Source organism: Microbulbifer maximicatervae (SeqCode) (genome assembly GCF_052467505.1).
The window spans coordinates 2518710-2531153 of sequence record NZ_CP174313.1 but is presented as its reverse complement, the minus strand read 5'-3'; the positions used below and the strand labels follow the sequence as shown (position 1 = coordinate 2531153).

At 48.1% G+C, this 12444-nt stretch carries 15 protein-coding genes; 8 read left to right on the top strand and 7 right to left on the bottom strand.

The genetic code is table 11. From position 1 onward, the window contains the following. Nucleotides 1-277: 277 nt before the first annotated feature. Nucleotides 278-469, top strand: coding sequence for a hypothetical protein (locus tag ACJJIN_RS11240; RefSeq protein WP_444898122.1), 192 nt, complete (start codon nucleotides 278-280; stop codon nucleotides 467-469). 213 nt (nucleotides 470-682) lie between these two features. Here the strand turns inward: ACJJIN_RS11240 and ACJJIN_RS11235 are convergent, their stop codons facing one another. The 3 genes from ACJJIN_RS11235 to dinB form a co-directional block, all read right to left on the bottom strand. After that, nucleotides 683-1147: a hypothetical protein gene (locus tag ACJJIN_RS11235; protein ID WP_444898121.1), complete on the bottom strand. Its 465-nt coding sequence runs from the start codon at nucleotides 1145-1147 to the stop codon at nucleotides 683-685. Nucleotides 1148-1160: 13 nt separating this feature from the next. After that, a complete protein-coding gene (locus tag ACJJIN_RS11230; RefSeq protein ID WP_444898120.1) occupies nucleotides 1161-1688 on the bottom strand; it encodes an RNA polymerase sigma factor in 528 nt (175 codons plus the stop codon). A 273-nt stretch (nucleotides 1689-1961) separates the two neighbouring features. Then, nucleotides 1962-3038 (bottom strand): DNA polymerase IV, encoded by a 1077-nt coding sequence (gene dinB / locus ACJJIN_RS11225; RefSeq protein ID WP_444898119.1) that lies wholly within the window; start codon nucleotides 3036-3038, stop codon nucleotides 1962-1964. A gap of 82 nt (nucleotides 3039-3120) precedes the next feature. Here dinB and ACJJIN_RS11220 point away from each other — a divergent pair, with 82 nt between their 5' ends. Beyond that, nucleotides 3121-3663, top strand: coding sequence for a carboxymuconolactone decarboxylase family protein (locus tag ACJJIN_RS11220; protein ID WP_444898118.1), 543 nt, complete (start codon nucleotides 3121-3123; stop codon nucleotides 3661-3663). Nucleotides 3664-3688: 25 nt separating this feature from the next. On the opposite strand, the gene ACJJIN_RS11215 is transcribed toward ACJJIN_RS11220, so the two are convergent. From ACJJIN_RS11215 to mutS, 4 genes are all read right to left on the bottom strand, one after another. Next, nucleotides 3689-3847 (bottom strand): DUF1328 domain-containing protein, encoded by a 159-nt coding sequence (locus ACJJIN_RS11215; RefSeq protein ID WP_282931841.1) that lies wholly within the window; start codon nucleotides 3845-3847, stop codon nucleotides 3689-3691. 45 nt (nucleotides 3848-3892) lie between these two features. Continuing rightward, nucleotides 3893-4588: a polysaccharide deacetylase family protein gene (locus tag ACJJIN_RS11210; protein ID WP_282931842.1), complete on the bottom strand. Its 696-nt coding sequence runs from the start codon at nucleotides 4586-4588 to the stop codon at nucleotides 3893-3895. A 62-nt stretch (nucleotides 4589-4650) separates the two neighbouring features. Then, nucleotides 4651-4974, bottom strand: a complete 324-nt coding sequence (fdxA, locus tag ACJJIN_RS11205; RefSeq protein ID WP_108732342.1) for a ferredoxin FdxA — start codon at nucleotides 4972-4974, stop codon at nucleotides 4651-4653. A 139-nt stretch (nucleotides 4975-5113) separates the two neighbouring features. Next, on the bottom strand, nucleotides 5114-7765 hold the full coding sequence (mutS, locus tag ACJJIN_RS11200) for a DNA mismatch repair protein MutS (RefSeq protein ID WP_444898117.1): 2652 nt from the start codon (nucleotides 7763-7765) through the stop codon (nucleotides 5114-5116). 811 nt (nucleotides 7766-8576) lie between these two features. On the opposite strand from mutS, the gene ACJJIN_RS11195 reads away from it, so the two are divergent. The 6 genes from ACJJIN_RS11195 (at nucleotide 8577) to ACJJIN_RS11170 (ending at nucleotide 12389) form a co-directional block, all read left to right on the top strand. Continuing rightward, entirely contained in the window at nucleotides 8577-8936 is a 360-nt protein-coding gene (locus ACJJIN_RS11195) for a hypothetical protein (RefSeq protein WP_444898116.1), read from the top strand. Between the two features lie 458 nt (nucleotides 8937-9394). Beyond that, nucleotides 9395-9754, top strand: a complete 360-nt coding sequence (locus tag ACJJIN_RS11190) for a hypothetical protein (RefSeq protein ID WP_444898115.1) — start codon at nucleotides 9395-9397, stop codon at nucleotides 9752-9754. A gap of 57 nt (nucleotides 9755-9811) precedes the next feature. Continuing rightward, complete coding sequence (locus ACJJIN_RS11185; protein ID WP_282931105.1) at nucleotides 9812-10183, top strand: hypothetical protein; 372 nt, start codon at nucleotides 9812-9814, stop codon at nucleotides 10181-10183. Between the two features lie 130 nt (nucleotides 10184-10313). Next, complete coding sequence (locus ACJJIN_RS11180; RefSeq protein WP_444898114.1) at nucleotides 10314-11150, top strand: ParA family protein; 837 nt, start codon at nucleotides 10314-10316, stop codon at nucleotides 11148-11150. Then, the gene (locus tag ACJJIN_RS11175; protein WP_444898113.1) at nucleotides 11143-11664 is read left to right on the top strand and encodes a hypothetical protein; all 522 of its coding nucleotides are present in this window, start codon (nucleotides 11143-11145) and stop codon (nucleotides 11662-11664) included. The genes ACJJIN_RS11180 and ACJJIN_RS11175 overlap by 8 nt, the downstream gene beginning before the upstream one ends. Before the next feature lie 368 nt (nucleotides 11665-12032). Continuing rightward, nucleotides 12033-12389, top strand: coding sequence for a hypothetical protein (locus ACJJIN_RS11170; RefSeq protein WP_444898112.1), 357 nt, complete (start codon nucleotides 12033-12035; stop codon nucleotides 12387-12389). Nucleotides 12390-12444 lie beyond the last annotated feature (55 nt).

The window sequence follows — 12444 nt, the reverse complement described above, 5'->3', positions numbered from 1 at the left end:
ATAAGGTTGGACCACCATTTTTCTAAGTCGCAGAGGAAAGTGGTGGATTCGATCTGTTTGAGAGTTATTTAAGGCGAGTTTATATAAACGTTTTTTCCTGTTTAAGGGTGTTGAGACCCATGCGAACAATATTCAAGTGAGAAGCGGGAATACCTTTTTTGTAGTACTCGCCAGTAAAGTCAAATTGTTGGACTTCGATAAATGGTGAGAATAGGGTGCATCCCCAGTAGGGGTTTATACCCCACCAGCCATATTTTCCGGCGGTTCTGGGGTTTCTTTGAAAGAAGTTGTAAGCCCTTTTGATATTGTCATATTTGAGTTTGAATTTTCTTTTGTCATTGATGCTGTGGGCATCAAATATCACCAGGCATTGTATAGAGATGCCTTGCCGGCCAAGCGCATTGGCGATTTTTATCGCAGCATTTCCCCCTCTGCTGTAGCCAAACAATATCGCTGCTTTTTTGCGTGAAACCCCATTTTTAAGGTAACGGTAAATAGTTAGCTTTCGTGTGTGGGAGAATATCCGCCCATGAAGTTGGTTGATTACCGACTTTAGTACCGGATTTTCTCCGGCAGAAGGACCACCGGCACCGTAGATGCCCACCACAGTGTAGTGGCTAAGTTGAGACTGTATAGGGAGTGAGAATTCGAATTGGCCGCTTGAACTTGATATCAGTTGTTTCTAGCTCCTTGAAGCCGTGCTCGATAAAATCCGGCAGTGACGCTTAGCACTTTTACGTAATTCATCGGGTAGGGATTCTTCACTTGCATCCTGCTGTTCTGCCCGCCAATAGTGGCACAAGGCAACATACTCGCCACTATTTACCTGATTGCGTAGTGCGAGCCAGGGATCTGGCGCTGGGGTAACTGCCATCACAGTTTCTTTCCAATCCCTTAACGCCGGCTCGTACAAATGCTGCTCGGTGGAATTTGCTTTGTGAGTGAAGGCACCCAGGTGTTGGGCTGGATGAAGAAGCAATAGCAAGGCGGTTACCAAGCTACAACTTACTGTTGCACGAGAGAGTAGATGATTGACGTTTACTTTCGGCTTATAGGTTTGGGCTGTTTTATATAGATCGTCATCCAGCTGCTGCGGGGAAGTCAACGTCTCGGCTTCTTTAAAATATTGATTTTCCCAATTGCTCATAGCATTAACTCGATTACTCTTCGATAACTTCTACTTGCCAAGGTCTTCTCTCCGAACCGTATATCGCTTCGTCCAGTGCGGTGCGGGCGCGATGATATAGGGTGCGGCATTTATTGAGAGAGAGCTGCTCGATGTCAGCCACGGTTGCCAGTGGCAGCTTGCATTCCATATGCAGTAATAAAACATTGCGCAATTGAGAAGGTAAATTTTGAATTGCTGCAAGAATTCTATTGTGCTGGGGAGACTCTTGCGCGGATTTCTTCGAACTGGAAAATTCCTCAAGCTTGAGCAATTTATTGACTTGGATGTAAAGCCAACTTTTAAGCAGGCGCCCGTGCAGTTCTGGCGGATTTTCCAAAAGACCACGCCAGAGTTTTTGCAAGAGTAAAGTGGATGAAGACGGCGCCATTTGCATACAGTAGCGATACAGGGAATCTTTATGACGGCCGTAGAGTTGACGGAACACAGCAGGTTTGCGCGACTCCTTGTAGTATTGGAATAGCGCCTCGTCAGATAGCTGGCGTAACTCTTTGAGAGACAATGTCTTGAGCCTCCGTACGCAAATTATCCCGCCTCGAACCACTGGCCGAGTATTGGTTTATGCGGCGTCAATAAAGAAGATTGTAGTATGGTTCTGCGTCGCAATTATTCTCTGGCCAGTACTTATAATTTCAGCCGATGTCACGGTACGACAGATACGAATCTTCGGGCTTGCGAAGTATAGTTGCCCCTGGTTTGAGAGGTGGTTGCTCGGGTAAGGGCCAACGCCAGATTTATCGATAGGTGATGATGCGCCTAATTAAGCAATCAAACGTCAAAAAGAGGCTTGCTCCGGCAAGGGTAGTGGCAATTGGACAGGGCCTTGCCCCGCCCGGAGGTCTGTGAGTCGCAGGCCTACCCCAAGAAGGCGGATAGGAGCAGGGCGTTTTTCTCGACACTCCTTCAGTAGCTGGCGGAATTCAGAAATACGCCCGGCACGGCTGCTGCGCTCGTGGGTGCTGGTAGTAAAATCTGCGTACTTTACTTTAACGGTGGCGCCATTTACTTCGTAATGATCGCCGAGTTTTTCCAGGCGCTCCAGCAGACGCATATACAGCTCTGTCAGCTGTTCCAGCCATTCGTCAAAACTGGATAAGTCTTCGCGAAAGGTGCGCTCGACACTAACACTCTTGCGGGAGCCATCGCCGCTTACCGGGCGATCGTCAACACCACGGCAAAGGTCGTAAAGGCGGCGGCCAAATTTGCCAAACTTCTTACTCAGTTCAACTTGTGAAAAATTGCGTAAATCCGCGCAAGTGCGAATGCCTTGTCGATGCATTTTCTCTGCGGTCACCCGTCCCACGCCGTGTATTTTGTTGATAGGCAGGCGCAAAACAAATTGATCGACCTCGCTTGGCGTAATGACTGTCAATCCGTCGGGCTTCTGCCAATCACTGGCAATTTTGGCCAGGAATTTATTCGGGGCCACCCCGGCAGAAATAGTGATACCCAGGGTATCGCGCACCCGTTGCCGGATTTCCTCAGCGATTAGGGTAGCGCTGCCGTGGCAGCGGCCACTGTCGGTGACATCCAGGAAAGCTTCGTCCAGGGATAGGGGCTCAATATCATCGCAGTAGTCGAGAAATATCTCCCGTATCTGCCCGCTGACCTCCCGGTACTTAGCCATGTTGCCGGGTACTACAATCAAATCAGGGCACAGTTTCTTGGCCTGGGCGGTAGGCATTGCGGAGCGAACCCCATAGCTGCGGGCTTCATAGTTGCAGGTAGAGATCACTCCGCGGCGGTCGCTACTGCCTCCAACGGCCAAAGGGCATCCACGAAGATTGGGATCGTCACGCATTTCGACCGAAGCGTAGAAGCAGTCACAATCACAGTGGATAATCTTTCTCATGCTGTGATTATATACAGTGTTATGTCGTGCCAGAAAGTAATTTATGCCACTTGGACACCCGGCGATGACAGGTAGGTGAATAATGAGCAGTATTCCGTTGGTCGAGCACCCAACTTCCGATGATGTAGCCAGGGTTTTTGCTGAGATTGATGACGAGCTGGGGGGAATCCCCAGTCTGTTCCGTGTCTACGCCCAACACCCGGGATTGCTTGAGGCAAACTGGTACAAGTTTAAGACGGTGATGATTCACGGCTGTTTGTCGGCGCAGCTGAAAGAAGCCATTGGCCTGGCAGTCTCAGCCGATAACCACTGTGACTATGGCATTTACCATCACAGTATGTCTCTGCAAATGCTTGGGGTGGAAACCGATGAAGTGATGCGGATTCGCACTGACCCCAAGCATGTGCACTTTTCTGAAAAAGAGCACGCCCTGTTTGACTTGGCGCGCAATGCCAACAGCGCCCCTGATGACCATCGCGAGCACCTGATTGCCGCTGCGCGAAAGCTCGGTGCCGGTGATGATGAGATTCTTGAGGCGTTGGGCGTAATGGAGATGGTACTGGGGGCCAATCACATTGCTGAAGTACTCAGCCTGGCGCCGACCCGAGTGCCTCACAAGAAGTAATAACAGGCGCCCTTGGGCGGCTGTTCTACTTGGGTCTGCCGAAAATCAGTGCCAGCACAAACATCACAAGGAAAATAAAGAACAGAATCTTGGCTATTTCAGTTGCGGTCGAAGCGATGCCACTAAAGCCAAAGAAGGCGGCGATCAGCGCAATAACCAGGAAGGTGACAGCCCAGCGCAACATAAGAGGCTCCCAATAGAGTGGAGGGAGCCTTGGGCTCCCGTTCCGCTAATTGATAGAGTCCCGCTCCACAGGTTCCAAATGGTCGCCTGCTTTCATCAGGGTTAGTTGCTCCAGTGTGGCAAACTGGAAGCCCTTTTGCCTGAGTTGCGCAGTAATGAGGGGCAGGGCCTCCATTACCTGATGGTGCTGACCATACATGGGGTGAAGCAGAACCACACTTCCGTCTTTTGCCTTTTGGGATATATAGTCAGCTGCGACTTGAGCGCCGCCTGCTTGCAGTTGCTCAGTAGGATCGATATCCCAGTGAGCAATCTTGAACTGGTGATCACTTAAAAGCGTGCCCAGCTCGTCAGACATCTTTCCGTGAGGAGGGAGAAACATGGGCTTGCTGGTATAGCCATTACTTTGTAGTAGCCGACAGGTTTTTTTAATCTCTTCCTTGGCACTGCTCAAAGGCATCTGGGAAAGGTTTGTGTGTGAGTAACCATGGTTGCCTAACTGATGCCCAGCCTGAATGATTGCCTGGGTCTGTTCCGGGTACCTTTCCATTTCCTGCCCTGTAGGGAAAAAAGTGGCGGTCACTTCCAAAGACTCGAGCCGCTTTAACAGCGGTTCGGTTTTGTCGGGGGAGGGCCCCTCATCAAAAATAAGCGCTACCCATTTATCCTTGCCGGTAATTGCCTGGGCACAGATTGAAAATACAAAAAGCCAAATGCAAATAGCATTAATTATTATTTTCATTTTTTGGGGTTTCCACAGATAGAAAAAAAGCCGTCAATGACGGCTTTTTTCTTTGAACTTGTTTAGCGCTCTAGCTGGTCCAGCTTGCCCTTCTTGCCGTCCCATTCCTCGGCATCCGGTAATGGGTCTTTCTTCTCAGTAATATTGGGCCATACCTCGGCGAGTTCTGCGTTCAACTCGATAAACTCTTGCTGATCGTCCGGAACCTCATCCTCAGAGAAAATCGCGTTGGCGGGGCACTCCGGCTCACACAGGGCGCAGTCGATACACTCGTCTGGGTGAATTACCAGGAAGTTGGGGCCTTCGTAAAAACAGTCTACCGGGCAAACCTCTACACAGTCGGTGTATTTACACTTAATGCAGTTTTCCCCAATTACGAATGTCATGTTTGTCCCTCGATAGTGCCACTGAATTCTTCGTGCAGCGGATTTTATCAATTACTGGCGCGAATTGTAGTGGCTTTTCAGTCGATTTAGTTCACTGTTTATAACAGGATGAATTGGGCGACTAGGGTCGCCCGGTCTTTTACTTCAGTAACTTGCGTAAAGAATAGAGCGCTTCCAGTGCCTGGCGTGGCGTCAAATCGTCCGGATCAAGCTCCTCAAGGGCATCCACGGCCGGGTGGCTTGGGCTGCCAAACAGATCTACCTGCTGGGGGGAACCAGGGCCCGCAGGCATTGGCACAGCGGCTTCTTCCGGCTCCTGTTTGGGGGCCGGTGCAGGCGTAGCGATAGGAGCGGGCACATCTACTGACTGGGCGCCGGCTTCCAATGCCGCCAAGCGCGCGCGGGCCTCGGTCAATACATCACTGGGGATACCGGCCAGTTTGGCCACCTGCAACCCGTAACTTTTAGAGGCGGGCCCTTCCTGGATGCGGTGCAGGAAGACAATTCCCTCGCCGTGCTCGGTGGCATCCAAGTGGATGTTGGCGGCTTCAGGGCACTGGTTGGGCAGGTCAGTCAGTTCAAAGTAATGGGTGGCGAACAGCGTAAAGGCGCGCACTTCCCCTGCCAGGTAGTGGGCACAGGCCCAGGCCAGGGACAGGCCGTCGTAAGTGCTGGTACCACGGCCAATCTCATCCATCAGTACCAAACTGTGCTCGGTGGCATTGCGCAGGATATTGGCGGTCTCGGTCATTTCCACCATAAAGGTGGAGCGGCCACCGGCCAGGTCATCGGCACTGCCGATGCGAGTGAAGATACGATCCAGCAAGCCGATCTGGGCACTGTCGGCGGGTACGTAACTGCCACAGTGGGCCAACAGGGCAATCAATGCTGTCTGGCGCATATAGGTAGATTTACCGCCCATGTTCGGGCCGGTAATTACCAGCATGCGGCGGTCGTCGTGCAACTCAATATCGTTGGCCACAAAGGGCTCGTCCAATACCTGCTCCACCACCGGATGGCGCCCGCCGGTAATATGCAGGCCCGGCTCAGTGCCCAGTTCTGGGCGGCACAGGCGCAAATCGTCAGCGCGCTCGGCCAAGCAGGCCAGCACGTCTAATTCGGAGATACCTGCTGCGGCGGCTTGGAGCTCTGCCAGGGACTCATTCAACTGATTGATCAGCTCTTCGTACAATGCCTTTTCACGAGCTAGCGCGCGGCTCTTGGCGGAGAGTGCCTTGTCTTCAAACTCCTTCAGCTCGGGCGTGATAAAGCGCTCGGCATTCTTTAGGGTCTGGCGGCGAATGTATTCAGCTGGCGCCTTATCGCTTTGCCCGCGACTGATTTCAATAAAGTAGCCGTGCACCCGGTTGTAACCCACCTTAAGGGTGGGAATACCGGTGCGCTCTTTTTCCCGCTGCTCTAGTTGCACCAGGTAATCGCCGGCGTTTTCACTGATAGCGCGCAGCTCGTCCAGTTCTTCGTCGTAGCCGGTAGCGATAACGCCACCATCGCGAATTACCACCGGAGGGTTTTCAATAATGGCATCTTGCAGCAGCTCTACGGTTTCTGGCCACTCGCCGATCTGGCTGCACAATTCATTCAATAAAGTTGCTTCAGATTCCGCTAACTGTTGCTGAATTTCTGGGAATTGAGCTAGGGACTGGCCCAAGCGAGCCAAATCCCGAGGACGTGCAGAGCGCAGTGCCAAACGGCCCAGGATTCGCTCCATATCGCCTACAGGTTTGAGGGCATCACGCAGAGGCTCAAAGCCATAATCGGCAATTAACGCTGCGATGGCATCCTGGCGGTTGCGCAAGGTGGTCAGCTGGCGCAGGGGGTTGTTGAACCAGCGGCGCAATAAGCGGCTACCCATAGCGGTTTTACAGCTATCGAAGACCGACAATAGGGTATTGTCATCGCCACCGTTCAGGTTCAGATCAATCTCCAGATTGCGGCGGCTGGCACCATCCAAGGCGACTGTCTCATCACCACTTTCCGTCAGCAGGCCGCGAATATGGGGCAGCTCGGTACGCTGGGTGTCCCGTGCGTATTGCAGCAAACAGCCGGCAGCGATCACAGCGCCGTGCATATGGCTACAACCAAAGGCCTCCAGGTTCATGGTGCCGAATTGCTGGTTGAGCAGACGCAAAGCGCTCTCCAGCTCGAACTCCCAAGGTGCGCGGCGGCGCACGCCCGCGCGGCGTTCGATTTCAATCGGCAGGCTAAGCTCTTCCGGCGCAAGCAGTTCAGCGGGATTGTGGCGCTGCACCTGCTCGGCCAGAGCTTCCAGAGTATCTGTTTCCTGAACCACAAAACGACCGGTTGCCAGGTCCAGCAGTGCCAGGCCAAATACATCGCCCAAGTGTGAAATAGCAGCCAGGAGGTTATCGCGGCGATCGTTGAGAAGTGCCTCGTCGGTGACCGTGCCCGGAGTAACAATACGTACTACTTGGCGTTCAACCGGTCCCTTGCTGGTGGCGGGATCACCGATTTGTTCACAAATGGCAACGGAAACACCAGCTTTAATCAGCCGCGCCAAGTAGCCCTCAGCTGCATGGTATGGAATACCGGCCATGGGTATAGGCTCACCCCCGGACTTGCCACGGGCAGTAAGAGTGACATCCAACAGCTCTGCCGCCTTCTTGGCATCATCAAAGAACAGCTCGTAAAAGTCCCCCATGCGGTAGAACACCAGCTCTTGGGGGTGCTGGGCCTTGATGCGCATGTATTGTTGCATCATGGGGGTGTGTTCGGGTTTCGCGGCCTTGGTCTTGTTTGCGGTTTTTGGCATTTTTCTCTAAGAAAATCAGTAAGTTACAAAAGTGTTCGCAAACCCCAAGAGCCCCGCAGGAGTGGCGGCCGGCTCAGATTGGGGTAGGGGGCAGGTTTCCTCGGGGGCTTAATAAGCAGAAGCGTTCGATCAAATAATGAACGGCAAGCCCAAACCTGATGTTCTTGAAGCATGCAATCGGGATAGATCTGAACAGAAAGGTCCAGGCCAAAGTTCGAAGGGCTTCTTTATAGGGGGCGCAGAATAGCAGAGTGGGGGACAAACCACTATGGATGGCTTATCAACTGCAAGTGGAATGGCCAGCAGCGACCCTGTGATTTTATGAGAGCCTTGTAGGGAAGCGGGACGTTTTCGTCTTTGGGGTAAGGACCGTCACTTTTCTTTGCTCTAAAGAGTCTGCTGCTGATCTCAACAAAAAAGATTCCTGACTCAGTAAGGTCGAGTACTAAGCAAGCCAATTCTTTACGCGGTAGCGCATCCCTCCAGCTGGGACATATGTGCATAGTAGGCTGATGAAATACAGTACTGATAACTAAGTCCTGCTTCGTATATCAGAATTCAAAAGACGCTGCTCCTATTTCTGGGGAAAATTCTATAACTTGTTGATTTTTAAAGGATGTGAAAAATGATATAAAGCAGGGAGAGCTCGGAATTATAAAGACGCTGCTTTATATCTACTTGTTTCGTTTCGTGCCACTCAATGTATTTTTTTGATTTTATTGGGTTTTTAAGCGGGCTTTGATTGAAGGCGGTAGAATTATATAGAAGGGTGATATATAGACGCTGCTTTTGAATTAACTGTTAAGTGCTTATGATGGAATCGCGCAAAATTCTAGTTACAAAGTTAGTTGAGTATAAAGCTCCAATAGATGAGATTCTGAGAGATCTCAAGTCATACGGCTGGGATTCAGAAATTGACTTGGTAACTTTAAAGCCATCTCACCTGGAAAATGTACTGGAACTTTTTATCTCCGGTGAATTAAGTGATCAAAAAGTCAGAGAATGGGCAAATGCGATCGAACATCGAGAGGACATTGGGCTTCTTAGTGAGTACAAGGATACATTGGATGAAATGATATTTTGGTTAGCTAATCCAGCTATCAATTATCCAATAACAAAAGATTTAGCTAAGCGTGTTATCAAAAATCTACAGTCAAATAATGTGCAGTAAGCACTTAACAAGCGCCTGCAATCGGACCTCCGGCCGTTGAGGCGGGCGTTAAATGCCAAATGGAGAAGCCACATCAACACTACTGAAAAAACTGTTGTCGCGCTGTCATTGTTAATGTGTCTACCAACTTGGCTTGCATGTGATGGGCTGCGGATATATGTATTGCAAATAGGTCCTGCCTGGAAGGAGGGGCTGCATATCATTGCGTATACGGTAGTATTTTCAGCACTAATTTGGCTGCCCTATTTAGGCTTTTTAGTGTTTAAATGGTCACATATACAAAATATCATAAAGGCTATAACCTTGTTTCCCTTTATCGTAATGCTTAGTGTTACCCTTTATGGTAATTCCAAGGGTATTCCATGGTGAAAGCATTTAACAAACACATCAAAAACCGCTCCACTACGTTGCGCTGGACGTCGCTGACGCTCCGCCTTTTATGTGGGCGTTAAGTGCTTATGATGGAATCGCGCAAAATTCTAGTTACAAAGTTAGTTGAGTATAAAGCTCCAATAGATGACATTCTGAGAGATCTCAAGTCATACGGCTGGGATTCAGAAATTGACTTGGTAACTTTAAAGCCATCTCACTTGGAAAATGTACTGGAACGTTTTATCTCCGGAGAATTAAGTGATCAAAAAGTCAGAGAATGGGCAAATGCGATCGAACATCGAGAGGACATTGGGCTTCTTAGTGAGTACAAGGATACATTGGATGAAATGATATTTTGGTTAGCTAATCCAGCTATCAATTATCCAATAACAAAAGGTTTAGCTAACCATGTTATCAAAAATCTACAGTCAAATAATGTGCAGTAAGCACTTAACAAGCGCCTTCAATCGGATCTCCGACCGTTGAGGCGGGCGTTATGCATCATGAATAAATTACCACTCATCATACTTATCTCGCTTCTTTCGGCATGCGCAACCTATAAAGTTGAGCCGGAGGACAAATTTAGTGAAGCTATAAGCGATAAAGATGCTGTCGCCGTAACAAGAGTAAATAAGTGGCCAGAAGGCAATCATTGTTTTGAACCAATGATGTACGTACTCACGCTAGGCATTATCCCTACCCACTGCATCAATACATACAGTGTTTCATCCGGGTCACAAGAGCTTGGTCAGGTTAAAGTTACCTCAATGCAAGGCTGGGTAGCTCTTTTAATAGCTCCATTTCCAAATTGGCAGTATGGTTACACCAATGAGGTGGAGTCTGAAATCAAAGATATGGTGCAGGTAGCAGAGTAAAATGCATAACCAGGCCAGGCAAGATCGCCCAACCGGAGGCTGGGCTGGACAGCCTACGCTCTGCTTCGGCTGCCCTTGCTGGCAACGTTAGCTTTACAACATACACCGAGAAATAAATGGAGATTGTTACTTGATAGTCGTTAGCTTAATAAATATGAAAGGTGGCGTTGCCAAAACAACCATGGCAATCAATATTGCTGATTGCTTAGCAAGCAGACATGGAGAACGAGTCCTCCTTATTGATGTTGACCCTCAGTTTAATGCGACTCAGTGTTTAATGTCTCCGGAAGACTATATAGCGCATGTTGCAGGTGACGGCGACACTATACTAAAGGTATTTGATCGATCTCAGAGAGTCATCCCAAGCGCAGTAGCAAATCCTCAACAAGCAAAACCCAAAAAGCTCGAAGATATAGAGATTGTAAATGTAAAGCAAAACTTCGATTTGTTGCCGGGAAACCTTGAGCTGTACCGCCTTGAAATGGCGCCAGGGGATGGTCGAGAGAATCGGCTTAAAAACTATCTACAGAAAGTTCAAAATGATTACGACTACGTAGTAATAGACACTCCCCCTACACCATCAGTATGGATGACAAGTGCTCTGATAGCTTCCGACTTCTATCTTATTCCTGTGAAGGCTGACCCGATATCCCTAACTGGCATCGATTTGCTCAGAAGCATCATTGAAGAAAAGAAGGATAATTTTGGTCTTAATCTAGAATGTGCTGGCCTTGTTTTAACGCTTACTGAAGCCAATACAAAGGTGTTCCAACGTGCTAAAGAAAACTTGGAGAATGACCAATATTGGCGTAGATACCTTTACCCAGTATCATTACCAAAGCGGGTTGGAATTGCTCAGGGGCAGCTTGAGCAAATGCATATACTTTCAGGTGATAACAGCGAAGCCAAAATTGCAATCACTGGTATTACAACTGAATTTACCAATAGAGTAGAAGAAAATGAGTGAGTCGAAGAAAGGAAAAAGCAGGGTCTTATCAGATGAAACTAAAGTTAAGCACGCTATAGATTTCATCGAAGAACTTTCTTGGCTTCTCGACTCAAAGCGAAAATTAAAGTTGAGCGATATACCTGAAATTCTAAGGCATCAATTATCTGCCACTAATTCCGCTGCAGGAGCTGCAAATAAGTACGCGTCGCCCAATCCGAATATCCATTATTTAATTGGTGTTCTCCCTCGGCTTTTTCAGGACAAAAAGATATTTCCTAAAAATGAAGATATAGCGTCTTTTGCGAGTGATGTACTAGGTGTAGATATATCAAGAGTGGAAAAACGTTCAAAGTATGAGCTGATTGGTATGGTAGTTTGTGAATGCAATGAATTAGATGATTCAAAGCTAGAAGAAATGGTGAGTGCATTAGCCGTGGTGACAGGCAATTCAGAAAAGATTAGTCGATTTGCGGAAGAACGTAAGGCAACAGGTTTTTCTTGGAATGAAACTATTAGAAAATTAGCAGAATAATATGACTAGGGAATGCAATTCCGACTTTAAGCAAATCAAGAAGTATATTGAAGACTATAGGATTGACCAGAATTTAACAAACTCTGATTATGTATCATCTCTAAAGTTAATGCATAAGTGTTACTTTTCATCGATAACCTGGAATGCAGAGTTACTTCATAATAAAGCTACTTTTATAGCTATGGAACCGTCTTGTAATGAGGATATTATCTTGCGCTTAGTCGAGGTGGTTTCGGATTTAGGATCATCCCTATTCAATTGGTCAAATGGTAACTACAAAGCTTCTAGAGTAATGCTAAGGGTTGCTATAGAGAACTTCATTAGGGCTTTGAGTGCCTTTGAAGAAAAAGATCAATTGTTGGAGAAAAATGTATATCAACTCTTCGACAATGCATCTTCGCAAAACATTTTCAAAAAAAAATGCAACTGTTACTAAGTGTTATCAGTCTCTACATTCTGATTATAAGTTGCTTTGTGAAGATGCTCATACTGCCACGATACAAAATATGGAGCACCTAAGCTCTCTTTCAGACTTGCCTGCATATGAAAAAGTAAAATCAGATAATTCAGCAAATGTTTATGTGCGAGTTTGTAAAAACATAACTTCTGTATTCTGTATTACATTTAATACTTTCTATCACCAAATGCATCATAGAAACAAAGAAAACATCTTGAATAGTTTGGGGAAAGATATCAAGCCTGTTGTAACGGCGCCAGAAAGCTAACAAGCGCCTGCAATCTGACCTCCGGCCACTGTCACGCTTTATGCGTTCCGCACAA

Bases quoted from the DNA above. Each gene is read 5' to 3' on its own strand.
- ACJJIN_RS11235 (WP_444898121.1), bottom strand. From the start codon at position 1,147: ATGAGCAATTGGGAAAATCAATATTTTAAAGAAGCCGAGACGTTGACT.
- dinB (WP_444898119.1), bottom strand. From the start codon at position 3,038: ATGAGAAAGATTATCCACTGTGATTGTGACTGCTTCTACGCTTCGGTC.
- ACJJIN_RS11220 (WP_444898118.1), top strand. From the start codon at position 3,121: ATGAGCAGTATTCCGTTGGTCGAGCACCCAACTTCCGATGATGTAGCC.
- ACJJIN_RS11215 (WP_282931841.1), bottom strand. From the start codon at position 3,847: ATGTTGCGCTGGGCTGTCACCTTCCTGGTTATTGCGCTGATCGCCGCC.
- ACJJIN_RS11210 (WP_282931842.1), bottom strand. From the start codon at position 4,588: ATGAAAATAATAATTAATGCTATTTGCATTTGGCTTTTTGTATTTTCA.
- fdxA (WP_108732342.1), bottom strand. From the start codon at position 4,974: ATGACATTCGTAATTGGGGAAAACTGCATTAAGTGTAAATACACCGAC.
- mutS (WP_444898117.1), bottom strand. From the start codon at position 7,765: ATGCCAAAAACCGCAAACAAGACCAAGGCCGCGAAACCCGAACACACC.
- ACJJIN_RS11195 (WP_444898116.1), top strand. From the start codon at position 8,577: ATGATGGAATCGCGCAAAATTCTAGTTACAAAGTTAGTTGAGTATAAA.
- ACJJIN_RS11190 (WP_444898115.1), top strand. From the start codon at position 9,395: ATGATGGAATCGCGCAAAATTCTAGTTACAAAGTTAGTTGAGTATAAA.
- ACJJIN_RS11185 (WP_282931105.1), top strand. From the start codon at position 9,812: ATGAATAAATTACCACTCATCATACTTATCTCGCTTCTTTCGGCATGC.
- ACJJIN_RS11175 (WP_444898113.1), top strand. From the start codon at position 11,143: ATGAGTGAGTCGAAGAAAGGAAAAAGCAGGGTCTTATCAGATGAAACT.
- ACJJIN_RS11170 (WP_444898112.1), top strand. From the start codon at position 12,033: ATGTATATCAACTCTTCGACAATGCATCTTCGCAAAACATTTTCAAAA.